The sequence below is a fragment of the Kluyvera intermedia genome (assembly GCF_034424175.1).
Classification (GTDB): domain Bacteria; phylum Pseudomonadota; class Gammaproteobacteria; order Enterobacterales; family Enterobacteriaceae; genus Kluyvera; species Kluyvera intermedia.
The window spans coordinates 4,395,989-4,421,706 of the sequence record NZ_CP139986.1 but is presented as its reverse complement, the minus strand read 5'-3'; the positions used below and the strand labels follow the sequence as shown (position 1 = coordinate 4,421,706).

General features: G+C 53.3%; 24 protein-coding genes, 2 pseudogenes and 1 riboswitch. Of the genes and pseudogenes, 11 read left to right on the top strand and 15 right to left on the bottom strand.

Going from position 1 to position 25,718, the window contains the following annotated elements; all coding sequences use genetic code 11:
- The first annotated feature begins 79 nt into the window (after positions 1–79).
- Positions 80–1,711 carry a Na/Pi cotransporter family protein gene (locus U0026_RS21275; RefSeq protein WP_062779363.1) on the top strand — a complete coding sequence of 544 codons (1,632 nt, stop codon included), beginning with the start codon at positions 80–82 and terminating at the stop codon, positions 1,709–1,711.
- A 130-nt stretch (positions 1,712–1,841) separates the two neighbouring features.
- On the opposite strand, the gene pepE is transcribed toward U0026_RS21275, so the two are convergent.
- Positions 1,842–2,531 carry a dipeptidase PepE gene (gene pepE, locus U0026_RS21270; RefSeq protein ID WP_062779365.1) on the bottom strand — a complete coding sequence of 230 codons (690 nt, stop codon included), beginning with the start codon at positions 2,529–2,531 and terminating at the stop codon, positions 1,842–1,844.
- Between the two features lie 183 nt (positions 2,532–2,714).
- On the opposite strand from pepE, the gene U0026_RS21265 reads away from it, so the two are divergent.
- Positions 2,715–3,008: a type II toxin-antitoxin system CcdA family antitoxin gene (locus tag U0026_RS21265; protein ID WP_062779367.1), complete on the top strand. Its 294-nt coding sequence runs from the start codon at positions 2,715–2,717 to the stop codon at positions 3,006–3,008.
- A complete protein-coding gene (locus tag U0026_RS21260; RefSeq protein WP_062779368.1) occupies positions 3,008–3,325 on the top strand; it encodes a CcdB family protein in 318 nt (105 codons plus the stop codon). Before U0026_RS21265 ends, U0026_RS21260 begins: the two co-directional genes overlap by 1 nt.
- 31 nt (positions 3,326–3,356) lie before the next feature.
- On the opposite strand, the gene U0026_RS21255 is transcribed toward U0026_RS21260, so the two are convergent.
- Together U0026_RS21255 and U0026_RS21250 are read right to left on the bottom strand one after the other, a co-directional pair.
- Positions 3,357–4,169, bottom strand: coding sequence for a shikimate 5-dehydrogenase (locus U0026_RS21255; protein WP_062779370.1), 813 nt, complete (start codon positions 4,167–4,169; stop codon positions 3,357–3,359).
- Between the two features lie 21 nt (positions 4,170–4,190).
- Positions 4,191–5,114 (bottom strand): sugar-binding transcriptional regulator, encoded by a 924-nt coding sequence (locus U0026_RS21250; protein ID WP_062779372.1) that lies wholly within the window; start codon positions 5,112–5,114, stop codon positions 4,191–4,193.
- Positions 5,115–5,333: 219 nt separating this feature from the next.
- Here U0026_RS21250 and rluF point away from each other — a divergent pair, with 219 nt between their 5' ends.
- On the top strand, positions 5,334–6,206 hold the full coding sequence (rluF, locus tag U0026_RS21245; protein ID WP_062779373.1) for a 23S rRNA pseudouridine(2604) synthase RluF: 873 nt from the start codon (positions 5,334–5,336) through the stop codon (positions 6,204–6,206).
- Here the strand turns inward: rluF and U0026_RS21240 are convergent.
- The 3 genes from U0026_RS21240 to lysC all read right to left on the bottom strand — a co-directional run bounded on the left by U0026_RS21240 (position 6,203) and on the right by lysC (position 9,262).
- Positions 6,203–6,475: a YjbD family protein gene (locus tag U0026_RS21240; RefSeq protein ID WP_062779375.1), complete on the bottom strand. Its 273-nt coding sequence runs from the start codon at positions 6,473–6,475 to the stop codon at positions 6,203–6,205. The two genes, rluF and U0026_RS21240, sit on opposite strands and share 4 nt — an antisense overlap.
- A 228-nt stretch (positions 6,476–6,703) precedes the next feature.
- On the bottom strand, positions 6,704–7,645 hold the full coding sequence (gene panS / locus U0026_RS21235; protein WP_062779377.1) for a ketopantoate/pantoate/pantothenate transporter PanS: 942 nt from the start codon (positions 7,643–7,645) through the stop codon (positions 6,704–6,706).
- Between the two features lie 267 nt (positions 7,646–7,912).
- Positions 7,913–9,262 (bottom strand): lysine-sensitive aspartokinase 3, encoded by a 1,350-nt coding sequence (gene lysC, locus U0026_RS21230; protein WP_062779379.1) that lies wholly within the window; start codon positions 9,260–9,262, stop codon positions 7,913–7,915.
- Positions 9,263–9,376: 114 nt separating this feature from the next.
- Positions 9,377–9,574: riboswitch (Lysine riboswitch) on the bottom strand.
- 244 nt (positions 9,575–9,818) lie between these two features.
- On the opposite strand from lysC, the gene pgi reads away from it, so the two are divergent.
- The 5 genes from pgi (at position 9,819) to U0026_RS21205 (ending at position 15,579) form a co-directional block, all read left to right on the top strand.
- Positions 9,819–11,468, top strand: coding sequence for a glucose-6-phosphate isomerase (gene pgi / locus U0026_RS21225; RefSeq protein WP_062779381.1), 1,650 nt, complete (start codon positions 9,819–9,821; stop codon positions 11,466–11,468).
- Between the two features lie 335 nt (positions 11,469–11,803).
- Complete coding sequence (gene yjbE / locus U0026_RS21220; protein ID WP_062779383.1) at positions 11,804–12,049, top strand: exopolysaccharide production protein YjbE; 246 nt, start codon at positions 11,804–11,806, stop codon at positions 12,047–12,049.
- A gap of 61 nt (positions 12,050–12,110) precedes the next feature.
- Positions 12,111–12,749, top strand: a complete 639-nt coding sequence (locus U0026_RS21215) for a YjbF family lipoprotein (RefSeq protein WP_062779385.1) — start codon at positions 12,111–12,113, stop codon at positions 12,747–12,749.
- Positions 12,746–13,483 carry a capsule biosynthesis GfcC family protein gene (locus U0026_RS21210; RefSeq protein ID WP_062779387.1) on the top strand — a complete coding sequence of 246 codons (738 nt, stop codon included), beginning with the start codon at positions 12,746–12,748 and terminating at the stop codon, positions 13,481–13,483. Before U0026_RS21215 ends, U0026_RS21210 begins: the two co-directional genes overlap by 4 nt.
- On the top strand, positions 13,483–15,579 hold the full coding sequence (locus U0026_RS21205) for a YjbH domain-containing protein (protein WP_062779389.1): 2,097 nt from the start codon (positions 13,483–13,485) through the stop codon (positions 15,577–15,579). Before U0026_RS21210 ends, U0026_RS21205 begins: the two co-directional genes overlap by 1 nt.
- 121 nt (positions 15,580–15,700) lie before the next feature.
- On the opposite strand, the gene U0026_RS21200 is transcribed toward U0026_RS21205, so the two are convergent.
- The 6 genes and pseudogenes from U0026_RS21200 to U0026_RS21175 form a co-directional block, all read right to left on the bottom strand.
- Entirely contained in the window at positions 15,701–16,081 is a 381-nt protein-coding gene (locus tag U0026_RS21200; protein WP_062779390.1) for a RidA family protein, read from the bottom strand.
- Positions 16,082–16,108: 27 nt separating this feature from the next.
- Positions 16,109–16,429 (bottom strand): AzlD domain-containing protein, encoded by a 321-nt coding sequence (locus U0026_RS21195; RefSeq protein WP_062779392.1) that lies wholly within the window; start codon positions 16,427–16,429, stop codon positions 16,109–16,111.
- Positions 16,422–16,931 (bottom strand): annotated as a pseudogene (locus U0026_RS21190) (AzlC family ABC transporter permease); the annotation flags it as partial. The gene U0026_RS21195 and the pseudogene U0026_RS21190, both read right to left, overlap by 8 nt.
- 16 nt (positions 16,932–16,947) lie before the next feature.
- A protein-coding gene (locus U0026_RS21185) for an IS1-like element IS1B family transposase (RefSeq protein ID WP_241973917.1) occupies positions 16,948–17,645 on the bottom strand; the annotation gives its coding sequence in 2 pieces (ribosomal slippage) (positions 16,948–17,396 and positions 17,396–17,645; 699 coding nt in all).
- 48 nt (positions 17,646–17,693) lie between these two features.
- Positions 17,694–17,942, bottom strand: a pseudogene (locus U0026_RS21180) (AzlC family ABC transporter permease); the annotation flags it as partial.
- 59 nt (positions 17,943–18,001) lie between these two features.
- A complete protein-coding gene (locus tag U0026_RS21175) occupies positions 18,002–19,279 on the bottom strand; it encodes an L-cysteine desulfidase family protein (RefSeq protein ID WP_062777984.1) in 1,278 nt (425 codons plus the stop codon).
- A gap of 427 nt (positions 19,280–19,706) precedes the next feature.
- Here U0026_RS21175 and psiE point away from each other — a divergent pair, with 427 nt between their 5' ends.
- A complete protein-coding gene (psiE, locus tag U0026_RS21170) occupies positions 19,707–20,117 on the top strand; it encodes a phosphate-starvation-inducible protein PsiE (RefSeq protein ID WP_062777989.1) in 411 nt (136 codons plus the stop codon).
- 355 nt (positions 20,118–20,472) lie between these two features.
- Here psiE and malG read toward each other — a convergent pair whose 3' ends face one another.
- The 3 genes from malG to malE form a co-directional block, all read right to left on the bottom strand.
- Positions 20,473–21,363 (bottom strand): maltose ABC transporter permease MalG, encoded by an 891-nt coding sequence (gene malG / locus U0026_RS21165; protein ID WP_062777991.1) that lies wholly within the window; start codon positions 21,361–21,363, stop codon positions 20,473–20,475.
- A 14-nt stretch (positions 21,364–21,377) separates the two neighbouring features.
- Positions 21,378–22,922 carry a maltose ABC transporter permease MalF gene (gene malF / locus U0026_RS21160; RefSeq protein WP_062777994.1) on the bottom strand — a complete coding sequence of 515 codons (1,545 nt, stop codon included), beginning with the start codon at positions 22,920–22,922 and terminating at the stop codon, positions 21,378–21,380.
- 124 nt (positions 22,923–23,046) lie between these two features.
- Positions 23,047–24,237: a maltose/maltodextrin ABC transporter substrate-binding protein MalE gene (gene malE, locus U0026_RS21155; RefSeq protein ID WP_062777997.1), complete on the bottom strand. Its 1,191-nt coding sequence runs from the start codon at positions 24,235–24,237 to the stop codon at positions 23,047–23,049.
- 369 nt (positions 24,238–24,606) lie between these two features.
- Here malE and malK point away from each other — a divergent pair, with 369 nt between their 5' ends.
- Positions 24,607–25,716, top strand: a complete 1,110-nt coding sequence (gene malK / locus U0026_RS21150) for a maltose/maltodextrin ABC transporter ATP-binding protein MalK (RefSeq protein ID WP_062778000.1) — start codon at positions 24,607–24,609, stop codon at positions 25,714–25,716.
- Positions 25,717–25,718 lie beyond the last annotated feature (2 nt).

Genomic DNA, 25,718 nt, shown 5'->3' with positions numbered 1-25,718 from the left:
GATTTGTAGGCCTGATAAGCGCAGCGCCATCAGGCATATACGCCTCAGGAACCCATAACAATAAGGAGAAGCTGATTCCGTGTTAACTCTGCTACACCTGCTTTCTGCTGTCGCCCTGCTGGTGTGGGGCACACACATTGTTCGTACTGGCGTGATGCGCGTCTTTGGCGCACGCTTGCGTACCGTCCTCAGCCGAAGCGTTGAGAAAAAACCGCTCGCCTTCTGTGCGGGTATTGGCGTGACTGCGCTGGTACAAAGTAGTAACGCCACCACCATGCTGGTGACCTCGTTCGTTGCCCAGGATCTGGTTGCCTTGACGCCCGCGCTGGTGATTGTGCTTGGCGCTGACGTCGGTACCGCACTGATGGCGCGTATCCTGACGTTCGATCTCTCCTGGCTGTCACCGCTGCTGATTTTTATCGGTGTGACGTTCTTCCTGGGCCGTAAACAGACGCGCGAAGGACAGCTTGGGCGCGTCGGGATTGGCCTTGGTCTGATTCTGCTGGCGCTGGAGCTGATTGTGCAGGCGGTCACGCCCATCACCCAGGCCAACGGTGTGCAGGTTATCTTTGCCTCGTTGACCGGCGATATCCTGCTGGATGCGCTGATTGGTGCGGTATTTGCGATTATCAGTTACTCAAGCCTGGCGGCGGTGCTGTTAACCGCCACGCTGACTACCGCCGGGGTCATCTCTTTCCCGGTGGCGCTATGTCTGGTCATTGGTGCCAACCTTGGCTCCGGACTTCTGGCGATGCTCAACAACAGCGCAGCGAACGCTTCCGCTCGCCGCGTGGCGCTGGGTAGCCTGCTGTTTAAGCTGGTGGGGAGCCTGATAATTCTGCCATTTGTTCACGTACTGGCGACCACGCTGCAAAAATTGCCGCTGCCTGAAGCCGAGCTGGTTATCTACTTCCACGTCTTCTACAACCTCATCCGCTGCGTGGCGATGGTGCCGTTCGCCGAACCAATGGCGCGGCTGTGTAAACGGTTGATCCGTGACGATCCTGAGCTGGATGCGCACCTGAAACCGAAACATCTGGATGTCACCGCGCTGGATACGCCTACGCTTGCGCTGGCCAATGCCGCGCGTGAAACGCTGCGTATTGGTGATGCCACCGAGCAGATGCTGGAAGGGTTGAAAAAGGTGATGAACGGCGAGCCGCGTGAAGAGAAAAACCTGCGTAAGCAGGCGGATGATATCAACGTGCTGTATACCGCCATTAAGCTCTATCTGGCGCGGATGCCGAAAGACGAACTGGCCGAAGAAGAGTCTCGCCGCTGGGCGGAGATCATTGAGATGTCGCTCAACCTCGAGCAGGCGTCAGATATTATTGAGCGTATGGGCAGCGAAATTGCGGATAAATCGCTGGCGGCGCGGCGCGCTTTCTCGATTGAAGGTTTGAAAGAGTTGGATGCGTTGCATGAGTTGCTGCTGGGCAATCTGCAACTGGCGATGTCGGTTTTCTTCTCCGGCGACATTACCACCGCACGCCGACTGCGGCGTAGTAAGCATCGCTTCCGTATCATGAACCGTCGCTATGCGCACGCGCACGTAGATCGTTTGCACCAGCAGAACGTGCAGAGTATTGAAACCAGTACCCTGCACCTGGCGCTGTTGGGCGATATGCTGCGTCTAAACTCGCTGTTCTGCTCAGTGGCCTACAGCGTCCTTGAGCAACCGGACGAAGACGACAACCGCGACGATTACTAGCGGGCGAGAAATAGCTGATCTTGTTGCCGGATGGCGGTTTCGCCTTATCCGGCAACAACCCTACGCTCGAGCACATTTGTAGCCCGGGCGAGGCGTTTACACCGACCCCGGGGATGCACCAAACCCAATATCAGAACCGATGCCCTGCCTCCAGCGCCACCGCGTCTTCACCTGCTTTAAACACGTACGTGGTATTTGGCCCACCTAACGTCGCATGCCCCTGCGCCACCTGGATCCAGTTCCCCTCCGGTAGCCCAATCACGGTTAACTCCGGTGCCACCACCAGCAACTCGCGAATCCGCTGCTCGCGAGTTTCGCCTTTGTGCCCTTCCGGCAGCGCATTGGTGAAGTGTGGGTTAATTTGTAATGGGAACAGCGCCAGCGCATCAAAGCCTTTAGGGTCAACAATCGGCATATCGTTGGTGGTGCGGATGGTCTGACAGGCAAGGTTTGCGCCTGCACTCCAGCCGATGTACAGCGCGCCGCGTTTAACAACGTCGACAATCGGCGCCAGCAGCCCGCGCTGACGGCTCTCTTTGAGCAACTGGAAGGTGTTACCGCCGCCAACAATCACCAGCTCGGCGTTCTCAATGGCGGAAATAGGATCGGCCACGCTATGAATACCGGTTACCGTCACGCCCAGTGGCGCAAACACAGCGGCAGTTTTGGCGGTGTAATCGTTCCAAGTCTGCGTTACGCCCGCAAACGGAATAAACACCGCAGAACGGCGACCGTTTAACTGCGAGGCAATCAGCGGCATGGCGTGTTCCATCCAGGCTTTGCCCGGCAGCGTCGAGTTACTCAGCAAAAGCAGTTCCATCATTTCTCCCATTAATAGAAAAATTTATCAGTCAGGGCAGGATGTTATCACTCTACGTTGAATGGCTCACTGACGGGGTTCACGATGTTGTGGAATGCTGCTCGCAGGAATGATTTTTGTGCCAGGACATGAGGGGCTTGAGCGTTTAGTGTCTTATCAAACTCATCCGATAAGGAATAGAAGATGCTCGATTATTACGTTAATCTTAGACAAACCATGCGCATTACAGTGGGGGTTATCATGCGCACTATTTCTAATGCAAAAAAGTCCGTGAATGTCTCTTTGGCACCTGAAGTTCTCGAAGAAGCTCGTAGGTTGAAAATGAATTTGTCTGCGATATTAACCGAGGCCTTGCAGGAAAAATTTCGAGAAAACCAACGGGGTGTTTGGTTGCGAGACAATGAAAAAGCGATTGATTCCGTTAATCAATGGGTTGATGAAAACGGCTCGTTCAGTGATTTTCAAAGGCCATTTTGATGGAGCAGTACTGTGCGTATGAAAATCGGGGGAAGGGTAAAAATGCTTATCCCTACTTAATCAATCTACAGCACCCGGTTGCTAATGTTTTAAAACATGTGTTGGTGGCCCCGGTCGTTGCGCTCAAGCAGCTACCTGGAGGCATCCCCCCGGCTAAAGTATGTCCGGTAGTAACGATTAGCGGGCAGCCTTTTGTCGTGATGGCGCATATGATGGCGGGTATTCCTGTAAAGGAGCTGGGAGAACGGGTTGCTGATTTACAGACGAATAAAAACGTTCTGCGGGATGCGGTAGACTTTATCCTCAATGGGTATTAGAGCGCCGAATCCAGCGCTCTTCCATCCCTCGTTACCCCGCTCTGGCAAATGCTGCCGCTTCCGCTACCAGCGCGTTGTCTGGCCGTACGCCGGTGTACATCACAAACTGTTCTACCGCCTGGATAGCAATCACCTCCGCGCCGCTAATCGTCTTTTTCCCCAGACGCTGGGCGAGCTTAATCACCGGCGTGTCCGGCGGCAGTGCCACCACGTCAAACACCACGCTGGCACGTTCGACCATTGCTTCACTGTAAGCGAGTTCCTCGCTCTCTTTACCACCTGCCATACCGACCGGCGTGACGTTGACCAGAATATCGATATCGGTAGCTTCCGGTAGTGCCTGCCACTTGAACCCGTACTGCTGCGCCAGCGCCGTACCGTTGGCTTCATTGCGAGCAGCGATAATCACATCGTCAAAACCGGCATCGCGGAAGGCGGCAATCACTGCTTTTCCCATCCCGCCGCTGCCGCGAATCATCACCCGTGCTCCGCTATCAAGCTGGTGGCTGGAAATCAGGTTTTTTACAGCGATGTAATCGGTATTAAACCCGGTTAATTTACCGTCATCGTTCACAATAGTGTTCACTGAATCAATGACTTTGGCTGACGGGTCGATGGCATCGAGGAACACCATACAGCTCTCTTTAAACGGCATCGAGACCGCGCAGCCACGGATACCAAGAGCGCGCACGCCTTTAACCGCCGCTTCAATATCCTGGGTAGTGAATGCTTTGTAGATGAAATTCAGCCCTAGTTTTTCATACAGATAATTATGAAAACGGGTACCGAAGTTGCCGGGGCGTCCGGCAAGCGACATGCACAGTTGAGTATCGCGGTTAATCATGAAGGTGTCCTCGTGGATGTTTTACTGCACTAAATATTCGGCGGTGGCCCGGTCAGTAATCAGGCCGTTGATGTACTTGCCGCGTAGCGCCCCAAGCAGCGCGCTATATTTTTCCTCGCCATAAGCGATCCCGATGGCGTAAGGGGCTTGCTGTAAGGTTGTTAACTCAATAGACAGCGTTTTTTCCTGCATGGCGGTGTGGACGGGGGCGCCCGCACTATCAAAAAAACGTGAACAGATATCGCCCGCGACGTGGCGAGCAACCAATTCGTCGCTTTGTTCATTACCATAAAAAGCCTGCCAGTTTGCCGCATGACGAATGGCGGGCGAGCCAATTCCCACCAGCGCAATATCCAGCTGTTGCCAGTATTGCTCGATGGTTTTGAAATGCTGCGATTGCATGATGCCGTTGCGGATCATGGCGTTATCCAGCAGCGCTGGAAAGTCAGCCAGATGGGACTCTGCCTTCAGGCGGCTGGCGGCGTGGTAGGTGAGCGTGTTGACGTGATAGCGGCTGGGGAGCTTACCCGCAGGCCCACCGACGACCGGAACGCACACCAGCTGATGAGGCTGGCTTGATGGCGAAAGCTGTTCGACCAGGGCATTAACCCCGCGCCCCCAGCCAAAACCGATGATCATGCCCGGCGACACCAGTCGTTCAACCCACTGCGCGCCGTAGAGTCCGACCTCACTGTCTTGCGGAGCCACAACGGCTTCTTTAAGCCCGAATTTCAACTTGAGCTGCTGCTCCAGCCACAGGCTATCGTTGTAGTCGTAGTTAATTGCGATGCTCACAACACCCAGTTCGCGGCCGCGTTTTAATAAGCGGCTGATGGTTGTGCGGTAAATACCCAGCTTTTGCGCGATCTGCGCCTGAGTCATCTGCTGCTCATAATAAAGCTGGGCAATTTTCACCATCAGACGAATGTCGTCACTGTTTTCCATTGTGGCAGCAGGCTCCTGCACATATGTGCAAAACATAAAATGAGATACTTGATCTGGTATATCGCCATCATACGGCGAGTTCAAGACCATTTTACTTATGCCATTTACAGATGATTTTGCACGTTTGTGCAAAGAAGGTGGGATATTGGCAATGATTTTTGGCGGACTCTTTTTCCTCAGCGCCAAGGTGAGGTATATTTCGCTTTTACAGGAGATTTTATGCTGCCAGACTCATCAACCCGATTAAATAAATACATCAGCGAAAGCGGGATTTGCTCACGCCGCGAGGCGGATCGTTACATCGAACAAGGCAACGTGTTCCTCAATGGCAAACGCGCCACGATTGGCGACCAGGTAATGCCGGGCGACGTTGTTAAGGTTAACGGTCAGTTGATTGAGCCGCGGGAAGCGGATGACTTAGTGCTGATTGCGCTAAACAAACCTGTCGGCATTGTCAGCACCACCGAAGATGGCGAACGCGACAACATCGTTGATTTCGTTAACCACAGCAAACGCATCTTCCCGATTGGCCGTTTGGATAAAGACTCTCAGGGTCTGATTTTCCTCACCAATCACGGCGACTTGGTGAACAAAATCCTGCGCGCCGGTAACGACCATGAAAAAGAGTATCTGGTGACGGTTGATAAGCCGGTGACCGATGACTTTATCCGTGGAATGGGCGCAGGCGTGCCGATCCTGGGGACGGTGACGAAGAAGTGCAAGGTGAAGAAAGAAGCGCCGTTCGTCTTCCGTATCACCCTTGTGCAGGGCTTGAACCGCCAGATTCGCCGCATGTGCGAACACTTCGGTTTTGAAGTCACGAAACTTGAACGTACGCGTATTATGAACGTTAGCCTGACGGGTATTCCGCTGGGCGAGTGGCGTGACCTGACGGACGACGAGCTTATCGATCTCTTCAAGCTGATTGAGAATTCATCATCGGATGTGAAGCCAAAAGCGAAGGCTAAGCCGAAGACCACAGGCATTAAACGCCCGGTGGTGAAGATGGAAAAAACCAGCGAAAAACCTGCGCGCCCGGCGGCTAACGGTAAACGTTTCGTCTCACCGGGGCGTAAAAAGAAAGGGCGTTAACGTCTGCCGCGCGTCGGCGTGCTCGCCGACCACGAGAATGAACTTTCGGTATCCGGTTTATAAGCCTGCTTTTTCTTCAACTGGCGGGCTTTTTTCGCTTCGGCTTCGCGTTCTACCATCAGCTTATCGATGTACTCCTTTTTCACGCTGTTGGTTTCTGCATTGGTGAGCAGGCGGCCATGCGCAATGCGCGCGCGGTCGAGCAGCGTTTTCAGTTCGCGCTGTTCGCGCTCGGTCATCTCTTTTTGCGTAATGCGGGGGAGTGCCATAGGGGTGCCCTCTATCGGATGGTTAACCCAGTGTACGGCAAAGAGACATATCTTTGTAGGCCGGATAAGGCGTTTACGCCGCCATCCGGCAATGTGCGTCATTTTGCCCGATGGCGCTACGCTTATCGGGCCTACATTTTATGTAGCCCGGCTTCGCTGCGCGCCGCCGGGATTTGCACCGAGCCATTCCCGGAGACAGTGCTAGCGCACCTCGTCCGAGCTAAACGATCAACTTTCTTTCACGTCTCCACGCCGTTTTTCTACAATCGGCTTTCCTGACCAATACCCCGCCAGCAGCGAGCCAGATAGGTTATGCCAGACGGAGAACAGCGCTCCGGGCAGTGCTGCCAGCGGCCCAAAGTAGATTTTACCCAGCGCGGCTGCCAGCCCCGAGTTTTGCATCCCCACTTCAATCGCCAGCGTGCGGCAGGTCGACTCGTCAAAGCCAAACAGTTTCCCGCCCCAATAACCGCCCAGCAGACCAATGGTGTTATGCAAAATCACCGCAATAATCACCACAAAGCCGACCGAAGCAATATGTGAAGCCGAGCCTGCGACCACCGCGCTGATGATCGCCAGAATACATACCATCGAGAACGCGGGCAGATAAGGTTCAACCGCCTTGACCACGCGCGGGAACAGGTGATGAATCACCAGACCCAGCGCAATCGGGATGACCACAATTTGCAGAATGCTGAGCAGCATCCCCATCACATCCACCTGGATATGCGCATCCACGTACAAACGGGTGAGGAGCGGTGTCGCAACGACGCCGACCAACGTGGACACCGAGGATATGGTGACAGAAAGCGCAACATCGCCTTTCGCCAAATAGATCATCACGTTAGACGCCGTGCCGCTGGCTACGCTGCCGACTAAGACCATCCCGGCGGAAAGCTCCGGCGGCATATGGAAAGCCATCGCCAACAGCCAGGCGGCGAGCGGCATCACCAGATAGTGCAGGAAAATCCCTGCGGCGACCGGAGCCGGGCGTGAGAGCACGCGCTTAAAATCGTCAATCTTAAGATGTACGCCCATACCGAACATAATCAGCATCAGCAGCGACGGCACCAGCGGCCCGATAGGCGTGAAGGTGGAGGGCGTGAAGTAGGCAATAACAGAGAGTAGCAGCGCCCATAGCGGGAACAGCCGGGTGAGTATGGCGAGCATGGTGTATTCCTTGCGATTTCTACACTTCATCCTTCAAGCTGCCTCTGCGTTGGCTGCGCTCTCTCACCCCAGTCACGTACTTATGTACGCTCCCGGGGACTCGCTCGCTTGCCGCCTTGATGCAACTCGAATGATTTTGTGTATTTTGGTGTTGTGTTGTTATAAAAAAGCCGGGTTCGAGCCCGGCTATAGTTATTGTTTATCGCGTGATGGAATATTATTCAAACAAATTATGTTCATGTTCCCGCTATGGGCACAGATGTTAAATCACTCAAACAGATTGTGATGGAGCTTCTGCACAACCTGCTCGGCTTCCGCACCCGGCACCAGGAAGCACAGGTTATGGCTGGATGCCCCGTAACAAATCATGCGGATATTGAACGGATCCAGGACGCCAAATACCTCTTTACCTACGCCACAGGCTTTTGACAGGTCGTTACCGATAATCGCCACCAGGGCCAGATTCTCTTCCACTTCAACGCGGCACAGCGCCGAGAGTTCCATCAGCAAAGACTGCGTCAACAGCGTGTCGCCAGTAGAGGTTGAACCGGTGGTATCGAGCGTTAGTGCGACGCTGACTTCGGAGGTGGTAATCAGGTCGACCGAAATATTGTGGCGTGCCAGAATCCCGAACACTTCCGCCAGGAAGCCGCGGGAGTGCAGCATATTCAGGCTATGCAGGGTCAGCAGCGTTTGCTTGCGACGCAGCGCCAGCGCGCGGAACAGCGGTGGGTTGGTGGTTTCATTGCACACCAGGGTGCCACCGGCTTTCGGATCTTTACTTGAGCCCACGAACACAGGAATATCGCTGCGCACCGCAGGCAGCAAGGTGGCCGGATGCAGCACTTTCGCGCCGAAGGTCGCAAGTTCTGCGGCCTCTTCAAAGGCAATCTCATCAATACGTTTTGCCGCCGGAACCACGCGTGGGTCAGTGGTGTAGATGCCCGGCACATCGGTCCAGATATCCACGCGAGTGGCATGCAGCGCTTCGCCTAGCAGCGCGGCGGTGTAATCGCTGCCGCCGCGGCCCAGAGTGGTGGTGCGGCCTTTGCTCTCGCTACCGATAAAGCCCTGGGTTATCACCAGCCCTTCATCCAGGCGCGGGGCCAGTTGCTGTGCTGAGAGTTCTGCCAGCGCGGCAACGTCCGGCTCGGCACGGCCAAAGCGATCGTTGGTGCGCATGACTTTACGCACGTCAAACCACTGCGCCTGAACGTTACGCTCACGCAGAATTTCCACAAACAGCAGGGTCGACATCAGTTCGCCGTGGCTCACCAGATCGTCGGTCAGTGCGGTAGAAGGTTCGGTGGCGGCAGCTTGTGCCAGCGTTGCCAGATTATCCAGCAAGCGATTGATTTCATCGCGAATAACGGCTGGGTGAGATAAACGATCCAGCACGGCATATTGAATCGCGCGGATAGCGTCGAGTTTGGCAAGACGTTCAGGGGTTTCCAGCCCTTCAGCCAGCGCCACAAGCAGGTTGGTGACGCCTGCAGAGGCCGACAGCACAACAACACGCACGCTGGCGTCGGAGAGCACCACATCGGCGCTGCGGTTCATAGCATCAAAATCGGCTACGCTGGTTCCGCCAAATTTGGCGACTACTAATGCTGTCATAATAACCTCGTGTCAGGGGAGGGCTGGCTTATATCAGTCAGTCCAAATTATTCAGCCTTGGCACAAGGGAAGAGCGAAAGACGGGTGGGCGCAGAGCGATAAACAACTACGAGTTCACCCAGAAGTGCTCCACCACTTGTGAAACGTGCGACTGCGAACGTTTCTGGTGACAACCCAGGGGATTCAGCCCCTGTAGCCGATGATGAACGCAACCTGTTGTTCAATCATCTCGGCGTTGCTCCCCTTCAGGTGTTTTCACAGGACTGGTTCCTCAAACACCGTTTACCTGGGCAACGCGCCTCTTCTGGCCTGCGCGAGCGCAGGTAGTACATTTATAAATAAAGGGTTAGCGGGTAGGTTGTCAACGCTGGGGTTATGCGGATTTTTCATGCAGTCATGGGTCTGAGAAACCAGACTTATAAAGGCGGTTTTTTTGTCTGTTTTCTGCGCGATTTTGTCATCCGGAGGGGCGATAACATTAAAACCATCACAATTTTTTGTGACTGGCGCTACAATCGAGGACAGTTACGATTTTTAAATCAGAAGGGTATTGCTAATGAAAAATATCAATCCAACGCAGACCGCTGCGTGGCAGGCACTACAGAAACACTTCGATGAAATGAAGGACGTTACCATTGCGGAACTGTTCGCTAAAGACGGCGACCGTTTTGGCAAGTTTTCCGCAACCTTCGACGATCAGATGCTGGTCGATTTCTCCAAAAACCGCATCACCGAAGAGACCCTGACTAAACTGCTGGATCTGGCCAAAGAGACCGATCTGAGCGGTGCCATCAAGTCCATGTTCTCTGGCGAAAAGATCAACCGTACCGAAGACCGTGCCGTGCTGCACGTTGCGCTGCGTAACCGTAGCAATACCCCGATTGTGGTTGATGGCAAAGATGTGATGCCGGAAGTGAACGCGGTACTGGAGAAGATGAAATCCTTCTCTGAAGCGATTATTTCAGGAAGCTGGAAAGGCTATACCGGTAAAGCGATCACCGACGTGGTCAACATCGGTATCGGCGGTTCTGACCTCGGCCCATTCATGGTGACCGAAGCGCTGCGCCCGTACAAAAACCATCTGAACATGCATTTTGTTTCCAACGTGGATGGCACCCACATTGCCGAAACGCTGAAAGCGCTGAACCCGGAAACCACCCTGTTCCTCGTGGCGTCTAAAACCTTCACAACTCAGGAAACCATGACCAACGCCCACAGCGCGCGCGACTGGTTCCTGGCAAGCGCGGGTGACCAGAAGCACGTGGCGAAACACTTCGCGGCGCTGTCCACCAACGGTAAATCCGTGGCTGAGTTCGGTATCGACACCGCAAATATGTTCGAATTCTGGGACTGGGTTGGCGGTCGTTACTCTCTGTGGTCTGCGATTGGTCTGTCGATCATCCTGTCCGTAGGCTACGACAACTTTGTTGAGCTGCTGTCCGGCGCCCACGCGATGGACAAACACTTCTCCACCACGCCAGCTGAGAAAAACCTGCCGGTACTGTTGGCGCTGATTGGTATCTGGTACAACAATTTCTACGGCACCGAAACCGAAGCCATTTTGCCGTACGACCAGTATATGCACCGCTTTGCCGCGTACTTCCAGCAGGGCAACATGGAGTCCAACGGTAAGTACGTTGACCGTAACGGCAATAAAGTTGAGCATCAGACTGGCCCAATTATCTGGGGCGAGCCGGGCACTAACGGCCAGCACGCGTTCTATCAGTTGATTCACCAGGGCACCAAAGTGGTACCGTGCGATTTCATCGCCCCGGCCATCACCCACAACCCGCTGACTGACCACCATCCGAAACTGCTGTCTAACTTCTTCGCTCAGACCGAAGCGCTGGCGTTTGGTAAAGCGCGCGACGTGGTGGAGCAGGAATATCGTGACCAGGGTAAAGATCCTGCGACCCTGGATTACGTGGTGCCATTCAAAGTGTTCGAAGGCAACCGCCCGACCAACTCCATCCTGCTGCGCGAAATCACCCCGTACAGCCTGGGTGCATTGATCGCCATGTATGAGCACAAAATCTTTACTCAGGGCGCTATCCTGAACATCTTCACCTTCGACCAATGGGGCGTGGAGCTTGGCAAACAGCTGGCTAACCGCATTCTGCCGGAACTGAATGATGATAAGGCAATTGATAGCCACGATAGCTCGACCAATGGTTTGATCAACCGTTATAAATCCTGGCGCGCGTAAGGTTATTTATTTTCCATGCCGGCTTAATGCCGGCATTTTTTTGTCAGATTATTCTGCTTATCCTGATATTCTGCATTATATTGCTCTTGAGCATAATCCTAAATATCGTGTCTGCGACCCACAGCTTTCGGATTATCCGTATATTGTTATTTTTTTGAATTAACTTAACCTACTGAATTAAATAATTTATTATATTTCTTATATTCAATTTTCTTATTATCCGAAAAGCCTTTCCTCAATATTCCCTACGTCAATTCCGTACATCGGTTTGTGTATACTCGATGATGCCTGAAAATTTCAGGTATATCTCCATTCATCTAATGAAGGGAATACTTATGAAGAAAACTCTCTATGGCATTTTTGCCATATCGGCGTTTGCTGCGGCAAGCGTCAGCGCGGCACCGATTGAAACCGGTGAAGCGGCTGGCACTGCGGCAACGTCTGTGTCTGCCGGGAGTTCAACCGCCACCAGCTCCAGCACCGTAGGCTCTGCGGTCGGTATGGCGCTGACGGCGGCTGGCGGCGATGGTTCCAACACCGGAACCACCACCACAACCAGCACGACCACCAGTACCCAGTAAGTAAGGGTACGTTAATTCTAACCACACTTCGGTGTGGTTATTTCGCCCCCGGAGAAACGTCGTGAAGCGACTTGTTATCCCCCTATTTTGCCTGCTGCTTCAGGCGTGTTCCCCCAATACAAAGGCGCTGGGGCATTCCCTATGGGACAGCGTATTTGGCGCATCAGGCGTACAACTGACCGACGACGATATCCAGAATATGCCGTACGCCAGCCAATACATGCGTCTTAACGGCGGCCCGCAGATTTTCGTCGTGCTGGCCTTCTCTGAAAACGGACAGCAGAAATGGCTCACCCAGGATCAGGCGATGCTGGTCACCCAGCACGGGCGTCTGGTGAAAACCAAACTGGGGGGCGACAACCTCCTGACGGTGAATAACCTTGAGAACGATCCGCTAGCGCATCCGAATCAGATTACCGACGGTGTCACCTGGGTGCGGACAATGGGCTGGACGGAACATCAGCAGGTGCGCTACGCCACCGCCACCTCGACGTTTCGCTGGAACGGCAGCGACACGCTAACAATGGCCGGTGAAAACACCTCGGTACGGATACTGGAAGAAGAGGTGACGACCACTGAAACCCACTGGCGCAATCGCTACTGGGTTGACAGCGATGGACAAATTCGCCAGTCAGAACAGTATCTTGGTGCGGGTACTTTCCCGGTCAACACCACGCTTATTAAGGCCGCGAAATCATGAATAAAACGCTTATTGCCGCAGCCATCCTGAATCTATTTTCTTTTACCGCGCAGGCGGCGGGCACCGTTGAAGTTCATCAGGCGGGGATTGCTAAACCGTTGACGTTGACCGATGCCGAGCGACTGGCTGATTTGGTCGGTCAACCCAGATTGGCGGGTAGCTGGTGGCCTGGCGCGGTGATTGACACCCCGCAGGCCACGGCGAGGGCGGAGCGTGAACATCAGGCGCTGCTGGCGCAGCTTAGCGCATTGGCGGCAGACGAGGGCGGCAGCGCGGCTAGGGCCATTAACGCGCTACGTCACCAGCTTCAGGCTATGCCCGTCACGGGTCGTCTGCAGGTTCCGCTCGACCCGGATATTGTCCGCGTCCATAGCGAAAATAATCCGCCGCTTCAGGGCAACTACACCCTGTGGCTGGGGCGAGAACCCTCAACCATTACGCTGGTTGGGCTGGTGGATAAACCGGGGAATATCGCGTTTACGCCGGGTCGCGATGTGGCGAGCTATCTCGACAATATCAATCTGTTAAGCGGCGCCGATCGTAGCTATGTGTGGGTTATCTACCCGGATGGGCGCACGCAAAAAGCCCCGGTGGCCTACTGGAATAAGCGCCATGTAGAGCCGATGCCCGGCAGCATTGTGTTTGTCGGCTTTGCCGATGCTTTGTGGACGAATAAATATGAGGCGCTGAACGCTGCTGTCCTTCGCTCCCTGACGCAGCGGAGACCTGAATAATGAAAAAAACCTGTCTGTATAGTCTGCTGGCGCTGTCAGTAAGCGCGGCCTGTCACGCACAAACTTATCCCGCCCCTATTGGCCCTTCACAGTCGGATTTTGGTGGCGTGGGGCTGCTGCAAACCCCGACTGCGCGGATGGCGCGTGAGGGCGAGTTTAGTGCGAACTATCGTGATAACGACCAGTATCGCTACTATTCTGCCTCCGCACAGCTGTTCCCGTGGCTGGAAACGACGCTGCGTTATACCGACGTGCGAACCAAAAATTACAGCGACGTTGACGCCTTCTCCGGCTCACAGACCTACAAAGATAAAGCCTTCGACGTGAAGCTGCGCCTGTGGGAGGAGAGCTACTGGATGCCGCAGGTGGCGGTGGGCGCGCGTGATATCGGCGGTACCGGGCTGTTTGACTCGGAATATGTGGTTGCCAGTAAGGCCTGGGGGCCGTTTGATTTCTCCTTAGGGTTGGGCTGGGGTTATCTCGGCACCAGCGGTAACGCCACTAATCCATTTTGCTCATACAGCGATAAATATTGCTCGCGTGATAACAGCTATCGCAAAGCCGGATCCGTCGACGGCAGCCAGATGTTCCACGGCCCGGCGGCCTGGTTTGGCGGCGTGGAATACCAGACGCCATGGCAGCCGCTGCGCCTGAAGCTGGAGTACGAAGGGAATAACTACCAGCAGGACTTCGCCGGTAAGCTTGAACAAAAGAGCAAGTTTAACGTCGGCGCCATCTACCGCGTTGCCGACTGGGCCGACGTCAACCTGAGTTACGAGCGCGGTAATACCGTGATGTTTGGCTTTACTCTGCGCACCAACTTTAATGATCTGCGTCCTTCGTATAACGATAACTCACGTCCGGCCTATCGTCCGCAGCCGCAGGACGCCATCCTCCAGCATTCAGTGGTAGCCAATCAGCTCACCCAGTTGAAGTACAACGCCGGATTTGTCTCACCAAATATGCAGGTGAAAGGCGACACGCTGTACGTGACCGGCGAGCAGGTGAAATATCGCGATTCGCGCGAGGGGATCGAACGGGCCAATCGGATCGTTATGAACGATCTGCCCGAAGGGATCCGCACGATCCGTATTACCGAAACGCGCCTTAATCTGCCGGAAGTCACTACGGAAACCGAAGTGTCCAGTTTAAAGAATCATCTTGAAGGTGAGCCGTTAGGCCAGGAAACGCCGCTGGTACAAAAACGCATGGCCCCGGTTATACCGGATAAAACCGAGCAGGGTTGGTACATGGATAAGTCGCGATTTAACCTCCATCTCGACCCGGTACTAAGCCAGTCGATCGGTGGCCCGGAAAGCTTCTACATGTATCAGGTTGGCGTGATGGGTACCGCAGATTGGTGGGTGACCGACCACCTGCTGACCAGCGGCAGTATTTTCGCCAATATCGCCAACAACTACGACAAGTTCAATTACACCAATCCGCCGGATGATTCATCGCTGCCGCGCGTGCGCACGCATATCCGTGAATACGTTGAGAATGATGTTTACGTTAATAACCTGCAGGCCAACTACTTCCAGTATTTGGGCAATGATTTCTACGGCCAGGTCTACGGTGGCTACCTGGAAACCATGTACGGCGGCGCGGGGGCTGAGGTGTTGTATCGCCCGGTCGACAGCAACTGGTCGTTTGGTCTGAATGCGAACTATGTGAAGCAGCGTGACTGGCGTAGCGCGCAGGACATGATGAAGTTCACCGACTACAGCGTGAAAACAGGCCATCTCACCGCCTACTGGACGCCATCGTTCGCCCAGGATGTGTTGGTCAAAGCCAGCGTCGGGCAGTATCTGGCGGGCGACAAAGGCGGCACGCTGGACATCTCAAAACACTTCGATAGCGGTGTGATAGTGGGGGCATATGCCACCATCACCAACGTCTCGGCGGACGAATACGGTGAAGGGGAGTTCACCAAAGGGGTTTACGTTAATATCCCAATGGATCTCTTCTCTTCCGGCCCAACCCGCAGCCGGGCATCGGTGGGCTGGACGCCGCTGACGCGTGATGGTGGGCAGATGCTGGGACGTAAGTTTGAGCTGTATAACATGACGAGTGATAAGAGCCTGAACTTCCGCTAGCGGGTTGGGGCTTCCCGGAGTCGGCGTAAACGCCTCGTCCGGGCTACAATGAGCACATACGTAGCCCGGCCAAGCGCAGCGCCGCCGGGATTATCATCGTCACAAAAGATACTCGAAGCGATTAACGTGGAACCGCAATCACCTCAATCTCCACCCCAGCATCTTTTGGCAGACGCGCCACTTCAACGCAGGAGCGCGCTGGGAAGGTGGCATTGTGCTCGGTGAAAAAGGCCTCATACGCGGCGTTAATTGCTGCGAAGTTATTGAGATCTTTCACGAACACGGTGGTTTTCACAATATTGCCCACCGACAGACCTGCCGCCTCAACGATGGCTTTCACGTTCTCCAGCGACTGGCGCGCCTGCACAGCGATATCATCAGACATGCTGCCATCCTGTGGATTCACCGGCAGCTGACCTGAGGTGATGACCATCGAACCGAGATTAACACCCTGGACATAAGGGCCGATTGCCGCAGGGGCATTTGGGGTATTGATAACCATGATTTTCTTCTCCTAATTTCAACTCAACTACATAAAGTAATTCAACAAAACCAGCGTACCGACACCACTGACAACCACCCAGACCAGGCCGAGACGGAAGCTGGCAAGCGTGCAGACGATCGCGGCGATCACCTTCGGGTTTTTTAGATCGAACTCCATGCTGGAATTAACGCTCAAGATCTGGATGGTGATGATGGCTGGCAGTACCGTCACCGGAACAAAACGCAGCGTTTTGCTGACGCGGTCGGACATTCGCACTTTCCCGGCGATGCCGATAAAGGAATAGCGGATCAGAAAGGTGACTGCGGCCATGCCCAGCGTCAGGGCGAAAAACAGGCTGTTATTCATTTTCCAGTGCTCCTTCCAGTGGCAAAGCAGGAGCGGTGTTGGCACGTGCTGCGCGCCGTTCTTCGGCAAGATCCACGCTCAGGCCGGCGAGTACGCCCAGAATAGAGGCGATAACAATGCCCAGCGAGTACGGCAGCACGACTAGCAGCACGCCGGAAACCGCGGCGACAACCGCTGCAACGGTGCAGGCCTGGCTTTTGATCTGCGGCACCACTATCGCGATAAATGCGGCGACCATGGCAAAGTCCAGCCCATATTTTTCAATATTGGGGAAAGAGGCTCCAACCAGCGCGCCAAGGAAATCGGCGAATACCCACACCACCCAGAACGTAAGCATGGCGGAGAAATAGAAAAGGTATTTATCCTTTTTATTCTGCTCCATCTCTTTAATGGTGGTGGCATACACCTCATCGGTTAATGCGTATGCCATAAAGCATTTTTTAAAGAATGATGCTTCTCTGACCTGGCTTGATAACGATGCGCTGTATAAGACATGGCGTAAGGGTAATGACTCCAACTTATTGATAGTGTTTTATGTTCAGATAATGCCCGATGACTTTGTCATGCAGCTCCACCGATTTTGAGAACGACAGCGACTTCCGTCCCAGCCGTGCCAGGTGCTGCCTCAGATTCAGGTTATGCCGCTCAATTCGCTGCGTATATCGCTTGCTGATTATGTGCAGCTTTCCCTTCAGGCGGGATTCATACAGCGGCCAGCCATCCGTCATCCATATCACCACGTCAAAGGGTGACAGCAGGCTCATAAGACGCCCCAGCGTCGCCATAGTGCGTTCACCGAATACGTGCGCAACAACCGTCTTCCGGAGCCTGTCATACGCGTAAAACAGCCAGCGCTGGCGCGATTTAGCCCCGACGTATCCCCACTGTTCGTCCATTTCCGCGCAGACGATGACGTCACTGCCCGGCTGTATGCGCGAGGTTACCGACTGCGGCCTGAGTTTTTTAAATGGCGGAAAATCGTGTTGAGGCCAACGCCCATAATGCGGGCAGTTGCCCGGCATCCAACGCCATTCATGGCCATATCAATGATTTTCTGGTGCGTACCGGGTTGAGAAGCGGTGTAAGTGAACTGCAGTTGCCATGTTTTACGGCAGTGAGAGCAGAGATAGCGCTGATGTCCGGCGGTGCTTTTGCCGTTACGCACCACCCCGTCAGTAGCTGAACAGGAGGGACAGCTGATAGAAACAGAAGCCACTGGAGCACCTCAAAAACACCATCATACACTAAATCAGTAAGTTGGCAGCATCACCTGGCGTAAGTTAATAATGAGAGTCGTGAAAATAATCACGCCAATGCTGGCGCCTGTTTTCAACATATTTAGCGCCAGCATTTGGGCTGAGCCGGCAATCACAATAGTTGACCATACGGTACTTTGCCAGATACTCATCCCGGCGCTCACGCTTAATGCACCGACAATAAATGAAAATGGAAAATCACCGATGCACAGCGGCGTAATGGCGCTCATGCCACGCAGTATTGCTTTCTTACTCATAAGATAATACCTGCCGAATTAACAATCGGCTTATTAGGGAATGGGCGGAAAGCCGCGAATTACTTCGCGACCATAATGCTGATAATTTCCCTATCGGTATGCGTCATCGGCTTAATAACCAAGCGGCACAGGTTATTAATGGTTTGCTCGACGTCATTACAAACAATGCCATCATTGGCGCTGGCGCAGCTATCCTGCATGGCCATCAGTACGGATTTAAAGGCGCTGGAAACTACTGAAGAGACTTTCATCGCACAGCTGTTTGAAGCACCATCGCAAATCATCCCGGTGACATCGCTCACCATATTAATCACGGCGGCATTGATGGTGTTGAGATTGCGGGTAAATAACCAGGCCATCCCAGCGGCCGAGCCCATGGCTGCGGTTGAGGCGGCGCATAATGCGGACAGTCGCGTATAGCGAGAATGGATGGAAATAGCAGTCAGGTGGGAAAGTGCCAGCGCGCGTGCGAGTGTGTCTTCATCGGCGTTGAGATGATTTGCGACCGTAACTACTGGCATAGTGGCAGTAATTCCCTGATTACCCGAACCAAAGTTTGACATCGCAATCACCGGTGCGCCACCCATGCGGGCATCGGACGCGGCAACGGTGTTGATGATGACTTTGCTCATCAGGTCGTTACTCATCAGCCCTTTATTAACCGCATCAGAGAAGGTGCCGTTAATATTCAAACCGTATTTCTTGGTTTTGCCTTCCTGCGATAATGCCGAATTCAGACGACCGGCTTCCAGTATAAAAGCAATGTCTTCGAAAGGTGCTGTGGTAATAAAATCGAAAGCTTCTTGTAAGCTGAAGGTAGAGAGTTCGCGCTGCTTTTCAGCGGCATTTTTTGGCTGCGGTAATGCTTGTGGCTCACCATTAAGGTAAATCTCAACCACATTTGTATGTGAGCCTTTTACCACCACGCGGCAGGCCTGTTCAGCGGCGTTGACGGTGAGGTCGAGGTGAATAAAGTCGGGCGTATCTTGCACGTCGATATTCACACTATTCAGACTAATTAGCGCCTGTGCTAATTCAACATGGTGTTGCGTAATGCCTTCCAGCGTTTGTAGACCTTTTTCTGGATGACCACCAAAAGCGCCAATGGCCGCTGCAAGATTAACGCCAGAAACGGTGGTGCCGGGAATGGTTACGCCCATGGCATTTTTATACAGATTGGCCGAAATAAAACCGCTGATTTTATCGCAGGGCTGATCCAGATATTTTGCCGCATAGGCTGCTGTGAATGCGATAGCAACCGGCTCAGTACAGCCTAATGCCGGAGCGACTTCTTTCTTTAACCACTGAATAAAGAGTGAGGAACTATCATTGCTCATGCTATGCACTTCCAGAATAAACGTGTTGTTAGTAGGGCTAATGTAGATTTTTTCTTGAGAAAAAACTTACTCTAATTCCATACTATTTATCGGGTAATGGGGAAAAGCATTCTCTTATTAAAATAGTGGCTGTATTATGTTTTTAATATGTTAATTCGTTGATTTTTAAGGTGTGATTTTTTTATTTTTTGACCTTGATAGGGGATTTAGTTAAGTCGATCACGTAATCAAAAGAAAAATTTTTTTCTTTTTAGGGTGTAAAAAGAGAAATGTTTCCAAAGATGACAAGAATAATGACCCTAAGTTAAGTGCATTCTGTAACCGATTTATGGGCGTACGGAATGGGACGATAGTGATGAAAAAACTAGATCTAGATCACACTTTTACGCTATACAAAAGGCTCGGCCCAGCAAAAGAGGTGCTCGCAATGACGTCACTATCACGCCCCCTTGTGGAATTTATCTCCACCATTCTCCAGACCGTATTGAATCTGGGGCTGCTATGCCTTGGCTTGATTCTGATCGTTTTCCTCGGTAAAGAAACTTTGCATCTGGCTGATGTGTTGTTCGCACCGGAACGCACCAGTAAATATGAGCTGGTAGAAGGATTAGTTGTTTATTTCCTTTACTTCGAATTCATTGCCCTGATTGTGAAGTACTTTCAATCCGGTTTTCACTTCCCGCTGCGTTATTTTGTCTATATCGGTATTACGGCGATTGTGAGATTGATTATTGTTGATCATACCTCGCCGCTGGATGTGTTGATTTACTCCGCTGCCATTTTGCTGCTGGTGATTACGCTATGGTTATGTAACTCGAAACGGCTCAAGCGAGAATGACCCGCGCTGGATTGCACGATGGCGCTGCGCTTATCGGGCCTACACTGCACCCGTAGCCCGGCCAAGCGAAGCGCCGCCGGGATGAGTGCCGAACCTTCCAGACGCCTCGTCCGGGCTACTTTCGGACGCTACACCTCAACTAAAAAAATGGCGCTCCGAAGAGCGCCAAACAGTCACAAGTTAGGGTTAATACAAGTTGAGGATGATATCAGTGGCGTATACACGTCATCATTCAAGTTGCCTCTACGTTGGCTGAACTCTTTCACCCCAGTCACGTACTTGTGTACGTTCCTGGGATTCATTCGCTTGCCGCCTTAATGCACCTCGAATGATTTTGTGTATGTAACGATGAAACTTAGCCCTTCACGCCGCCGGCCGTGAGGCCGTTTACCAGCCAACGCTGCGCGAGCAGGAAGACCACGGTAATAGGGATGGCGGAAAGAACAGCCGCTGCAGCAAAATCGCCCCACAGATAGTTTTGCGGGTTGAGGTATTGCTGCATACCCACGGCCAGGGTGTAACTGTTCACATCACGCAGCAGCAGTGATGCAACCGGTACTTCGGTAATTGCGGCGATAAACGACAGGATAAAGACCACCGCCAGAATCGGTACGGAGAGCGGCAGCAAGACCAGGCGGAATGCCTGCCATGGGGTAGCGCCATCCAGCGCCGCTGCTTCTTCCAATGAGTTATCAATGGTTTCGAAGTAACCTTTAATCGTCCACACGTGCAGCGCAATGCCGCCGAGGTAGGCGAAGATCACCCCGCCGTGGGTGTTCAGGCCGATAAACGGAATGTACTGGCCCAGGCGGTCAAACAAGGCATACAACGCGACCAGTGACAGCACCGCCGGGAACATCTGGAAAATCAACATCCCTTTTAGCAAAGTGGCTTTGCCCGGGAAACGCATACGGGCAAACGCGTAAGCACAAGTGGTAGAGAGCGTGACGATACCGATAGCGGTGATGCCCGCGATTTTCACCGAGTTCCACAGCCATAACAGAACCGGGAAAGGCGGCGGCGTGACGCGGCCATCCGCATGTTCAACGCTAAAGCCCAGCGCCAGCTTCCAGTGTTCCCAGGAAATATTTTCCGGAATCAGGCTGCCGGTAGCGAAGTTACCTTCGCGCAGTGAAATCGCGATAACCATCAGCAGCGGGAACATAATCGCCGCAATGAAAATCAGTAGCAGAAGGTGCGTGGTGAAGAGACGCAGTTTCTGAGATTTGGGTTGTACCATAGCCATGATCGTTGTCTCCCTTAATCAAACTTCATACGCGTGGCTTTCAGGTTCACTATCGCGAGCGCACCAACCAACAGGAAGATAAGCGTCGCAATCGCTGCCGCCAGACCAAAGTCCTGGCCGCCGCCGCCTTCAAAGGCGATGCGGTAGGTGTAGCTCACGAGCAGGTCGGTATAACCGGCTGGCGTCGTGGTGCCGAGGCGGTCAGGGCCACCGTTGGTCAACAGCTGAATCAGTACGAAGTTGTTAAAGTTAAAGGCAAAGCTGGCGATCATCAGCGGCGTGAGCGGCTTAATCAGCAGCGGGAACGTAATCTTAAAGAAGTTCTGGAACGGCCCGGCGCCGTCCATTGCCGAGGCTTCATACAGGTCGTCCGGAATCGCTTTCAACAGGCCCATGCACAGGATCATCATGTACGGATAACCCAGCCAGGTGTTGACGATCACAATCATCGAACGCGCGGTAGTTGGGTCGCTAAACCAGGCCGGTTTGATACCAAACAGCGCGCTCAGCATCATGTTGATTTCACCAAAGCTCTGGTTGAACAGCCCTTTGAAAATCAGAATTGAGATAAACGACGGAACGGCATACGGCAGAATCAGCAGTACGCGGTAGATAGCTTTGCCCTTCAGCGATTCCCACTGTACAACGCAGGCCAGAATCATGCCGACCGCTACGGTCAGGATCACCGTCAGTACGGAGAACACCACCGTCCAGACGAAGATGGCGAAGAATGGTTTTTTGATACCTTCGTCGGTGAAGACGCGGGTGAAGTTATCCCAGCCGATGCCCACGGTGTAGCCCGGGCTGAGTTTTTCATCGCCCCAGTGGCCGTCAGCGTTAATGGTCTGGTAGAAACCAATGTCGTTATTAGGACGATATTTCACGCCGCTTTGGTTGTTGGTCAGCAGGCCGTCGTCGGCAAGCGTATAGAGCGGCTGGGTGCCGGAGAACTGGCGCAGCGAGCTCATGGTGACTTTGCTGTCATCCGGCAGAACCGCAGTGAGCTGGTTCAGTGCCTGACGATTCTGGGTGATGATGCGTAGTGCCGCGCGCTCACCGGTTGGCAGGGCGTCGGTCTCTTTTAGTTGCAGTTTCTGCTCGCCGCCAAACTTGAAGGCGTCGGAGAGATAATTTTTACCACTTTCACCGTCGGTGAGAGCCAGTTGCCACTCGTCACCAGCAGGATACAGGCCGAAGCCGTAGGTTTTACCGGCCTGATAGGAGCGGTCCATCAGGACTTCCTGGGCGCGTTCAAAGGTCAGCTGGTTGGTGCTGCTGTAGTTGGTAAATGCGATGGCGATAGTACAAATCAGCGGGAACAGGACGAAGAGCCCCATCCCGGCAACGCCCGGGTAAACATAGCGCCACGCGTAGGTTTTACGATTGGCGAAAATATACAGGCCCGCTGAACTTAAAATCAGCGTCATGATGGCAAACAGGTACTCCCCCTGTACATACATTAAAACGACAAGGTAACTCACCAGCAGTCCAAGCAGACCTATCACTGACCATTTAAACCGGTCGCTTTGCCACCAATGCTTCTTTTTAATGACATCCATGGGGATCTTCCTCTACAACGTTTGAGCTTTTCTCCCTCTCCTGGGGGAGAGGGTCGGGGTGAGGGCGGATATATTAAACAACCCTCACCCTAACCCTCTCCCTGCGGGAGAGGGGATAAAAACATTACTTGGTGATACGACCTTGTGCATCTTTCAGCGCAGAATCGACGGTCTGACGACCGCTGGCGGCGTTGATCACTGCGGTACGAACGGCATACCAGAATGCAGACATCTGTGGGATGTTCGGCATGATTTCGCCTTTCTGGGCGTTATCCATGGTCGCCGCGATACGTGGATCTTTCGCTAACTGGTCCTGGAAGGATTTCAGCGCAACAGCGCCCAGCGGTTTGTCCTTGTTCACTTCATCCAGACCCTGATCGGTCAGCAGGTAGTTTTCGAGGAACTCTTTCGCCAGCTCTTTGTTCGGGCTAGCAGCGTTGATACCCGCGCTCAGTACGCCAACAAACGGTTTAGACGCTTTGCCTTTGAAGGTTGGTAGCAGCGTTACGCCATAGTTGATTTTGCTCTTATCGATGTTCGACCACGCCCACGGACCGTTGATGGTCATTGCGGTATCGCCTTTGTTAAAGGCGGCTTCAGCGATGGAGTAGTCGGTGTCTGCGTTCATGTGCTTGTTCTTGATAAGGTCAACCAGGAAGCCCAGACCCGCCTTCGCGCCAGCGCTATCTACGCCCACGTCTTTCACATCGTACTTGCCGTTTTCAAACTTGAACGCGTAACCGCCGTCGGCAGCAATCAGCGGCCATGTGAAGTACGGTTCTTGCAGGTTGAACATCAGCGCAGATTTACCTTTTGCCTTCAGCTCTTTATCCAGTGCTGGGATTTCTTCCCAGGTTTTCGGTGGGTTAGGCACGAGGTCTTTGTTGTAAATCAGCGACAGCGCTTCAACCGCGATTGGGTAAGCAATCAGTTTGCCGTTGTAACGTACTGCATCCCAGGTGAACGGGTAGAGCTTGTCCTGGAACGCTTTATCTGGGGTAACTTCGGCCAGCAGGCCAGACTGTGCGTAGCCGCCAAAGCGGTCATGTGCCCAGAAGATAATGTCCGGGCCGTCGCCAGTTGCCGCAACCTGCGGGAATTTCTCTTCCAGCTTATCCGGGTGTTCGATGGTGACTTTGATTCCGGTATCTTTCTCGAATTTCTTACCGACCTCGGCCAGGCCGTTATAGCCTTTGTCGCCGTTAATCCAGATAACCAGCTTTCCCTCTTCAATTTTTGCCAGAGCAGAGGCGGAAAACATCATCGTGGTCAATGCGGAAAGCGCAAGGATGCGAGCGCCAGTTTTGATTTTCATCTATCCGTCCTTTTTGGTGATGTACTCGTGGATACACAGAGGTGGTTTAACGTTGATGAGTTTCCTTTTTTAGCAACCCCTTTCCATCCTCCTGGAGTCTACGCCCTAGGGGTTATTAGTGTGATCTCGATAACAAAATCCCCGGTTATGCGTTCCAGCGCACAAAAAAATGCGCCGGTTTTTGCAAGCACCATCACGATTTTCGTTCGGATGAGATGTCATCGGGAGCAGAGCGCGCCTCCTCATCCTCCCGCCTCCTCCCCCATAAAAAACCGGGGGGGTGGAGGATTCACCAGAATGATGGTTGCTGCATAGTCAGCCCATCTTGAATGTGTCTTTTGGTGACGAGTTGTAACGAGGGAGAAGGGCATGGCGAACGTACAGCTACGCAATGTAACGAAAGCCTGGGGAGACGTGGTGGTGTCGAAAGATATTAACCTCGACATCCAGGAAGGGGAGTTCGTGGTGTTTGTCGGGCCATCAGGCTGTGGCAAATCAACGTTGCTGCGTATGATCGCGGGCCTCGAAACCATCACCAGTGGCGATCTGTATATTGGTGAAACCCGCATGAACGATATCCCACCTGCTGAACGTGGCGTGGGCATGGTGTTTCAGTCCTATGCGTTATATCCCCACCTTTCCGTTGCCGAGAACATGTCCTTTGGTTTGAAACTGGCGGGTGCCAAAAAAGAGGTGATCAACCAGCGCGTCACGCAAGTTGCTGAAGTCTTACAGCTAGCACATTTGCTGGAACGTAAACCGAAAGCGCTCTCCGGTGGTCAGCGTCAGCGTGTCGCCATTGGTCGTACGCTGGTGGCAGAACCACGCGTGTTCCTGCTCGATGAACCCCTTTCGAACCTGGATGCGGCGCTGCGCGTCCAGATGCGTATTGAAATTTCCCGTCTGCACAAACGCCTTGGCCGCACGATGATTTACGTCACCCACGATCAGGTCGAAGCCATGACCCTCGCGGACAAAATCGTGGTACTGGATGCCGGTCGCGTAGCACAGGTGGGTAAACCGCTGGAGCTGTATCACTACCCGGCTGACCGCTTTGTTGCGGGCTTTATCGGCTCGCCGAAGATGAACTTCCTGCCGGTTAAAGTCACCGCAACTGCAATTGATCAGGTGCAGGTTGAGCTGCCGAACCGCCAGCAAATCTGGCTACCGGTAGAAAGCAGCAACGTGAATGTTGGTACCAACATGTCGCTGGGCATCCGCCCTGAACACCTGCTGCCTAGCCACATCGCCGATGTGACGCTGGAAGGCATCGTGAATGTTGTCGAACAGCTCGGTCACGAAACACAAATTCATATCCAGATCCCCGCCATTCGTCAAAACCTGGTGTACCGCCAGAACGACGTGGTGTTGGTAGAAGAGGGTGCCACATTCGCCATTGGTTTGCCGCCAGAGCGTTGTCATCTGTTCCGAGAAGATGGCACTGCATGTCGTCGGCTGCACAAAGAACCCGGTGTTTAAGA

What these genes read in the sequence shown, in the direction of transcription:
- pepE (WP_062779365.1), bottom strand. Translation starts at nt 2,531, where the DNA reads ATGGAACTGCTTTTGCTGAGTAACTCGACGCTGCCGGGCAAAGCCTGG.
- U0026_RS21265 (WP_062779367.1), top strand. Translation starts at nt 2,715, where the DNA reads ATGCTCGATTATTACGTTAATCTTAGACAAACCATGCGCATTACAGTG.
- U0026_RS21260 (WP_062779368.1), top strand. Translation starts at nt 3,008, where the DNA reads ATGGAGCAGTACTGTGCGTATGAAAATCGGGGGAAGGGTAAAAATGCT.
- U0026_RS21255 (WP_062779370.1), bottom strand. Translation starts at nt 4,169, where the DNA reads ATGATTAACCGCGATACTCAACTGTGCATGTCGCTTGCCGGACGCCCC.
- U0026_RS21250 (WP_062779372.1), bottom strand. Translation starts at nt 5,114, where the DNA reads ATGGAAAACAGTGACGACATTCGTCTGATGGTGAAAATTGCCCAGCTT.
- rluF (WP_062779373.1), top strand. Translation starts at nt 5,334, where the DNA reads ATGCTGCCAGACTCATCAACCCGATTAAATAAATACATCAGCGAAAGC.
- U0026_RS21240 (WP_062779375.1), bottom strand. Translation starts at nt 6,475, where the DNA reads ATGGCACTCCCCCGCATTACGCAAAAAGAGATGACCGAGCGCGAACAG.
- panS (WP_062779377.1), bottom strand. Translation starts at nt 7,645, where the DNA reads ATGCTCGCCATACTCACCCGGCTGTTCCCGCTATGGGCGCTGCTACTC.
- lysC (WP_062779379.1), bottom strand. Translation starts at nt 9,262, where the DNA reads ATGACAGCATTAGTAGTCGCCAAATTTGGCGGAACCAGCGTAGCCGAT.
- pgi (WP_062779381.1), top strand. Translation starts at nt 9,819, where the DNA reads ATGAAAAATATCAATCCAACGCAGACCGCTGCGTGGCAGGCACTACAG.
- yjbE (WP_062779383.1), top strand. Translation starts at nt 11,804, where the DNA reads ATGAAGAAAACTCTCTATGGCATTTTTGCCATATCGGCGTTTGCTGCG.
- U0026_RS21210 (WP_062779387.1), top strand. Translation starts at nt 12,746, where the DNA reads ATGAATAAAACGCTTATTGCCGCAGCCATCCTGAATCTATTTTCTTTT.
- U0026_RS21205 (WP_062779389.1), top strand. Translation starts at nt 13,483, where the DNA reads ATGAAAAAAACCTGTCTGTATAGTCTGCTGGCGCTGTCAGTAAGCGCG.
- U0026_RS21200 (WP_062779390.1), bottom strand. Translation starts at nt 16,081, where the DNA reads ATGGTTATCAATACCCCAAATGCCCCTGCGGCAATCGGCCCTTATGTC.
- U0026_RS21195 (WP_062779392.1), bottom strand. Translation starts at nt 16,429, where the DNA reads ATGAATAACAGCCTGTTTTTCGCCCTGACGCTGGGCATGGCCGCAGTC.
- U0026_RS21175 (WP_062777984.1), bottom strand. Translation starts at nt 19,279, where the DNA reads ATGAGCAATGATAGTTCCTCACTCTTTATTCAGTGGTTAAAGAAAGAA.
- psiE (WP_062777989.1), top strand. Translation starts at nt 19,707, where the DNA reads ATGACGTCACTATCACGCCCCCTTGTGGAATTTATCTCCACCATTCTC.
- malG (WP_062777991.1), bottom strand. Translation starts at nt 21,363, where the DNA reads ATGGCTATGGTACAACCCAAATCTCAGAAACTGCGTCTCTTCACCACG.
- malF (WP_062777994.1), bottom strand. Translation starts at nt 22,922, where the DNA reads ATGGATGTCATTAAAAAGAAGCATTGGTGGCAAAGCGACCGGTTTAAA.
- malE (WP_062777997.1), bottom strand. Translation starts at nt 24,237, where the DNA reads ATGAAAATCAAAACTGGCGCTCGCATCCTTGCGCTTTCCGCATTGACC.
- malK (WP_062778000.1), top strand. Translation starts at nt 24,607, where the DNA reads ATGGCGAACGTACAGCTACGCAATGTAACGAAAGCCTGGGGAGACGTG.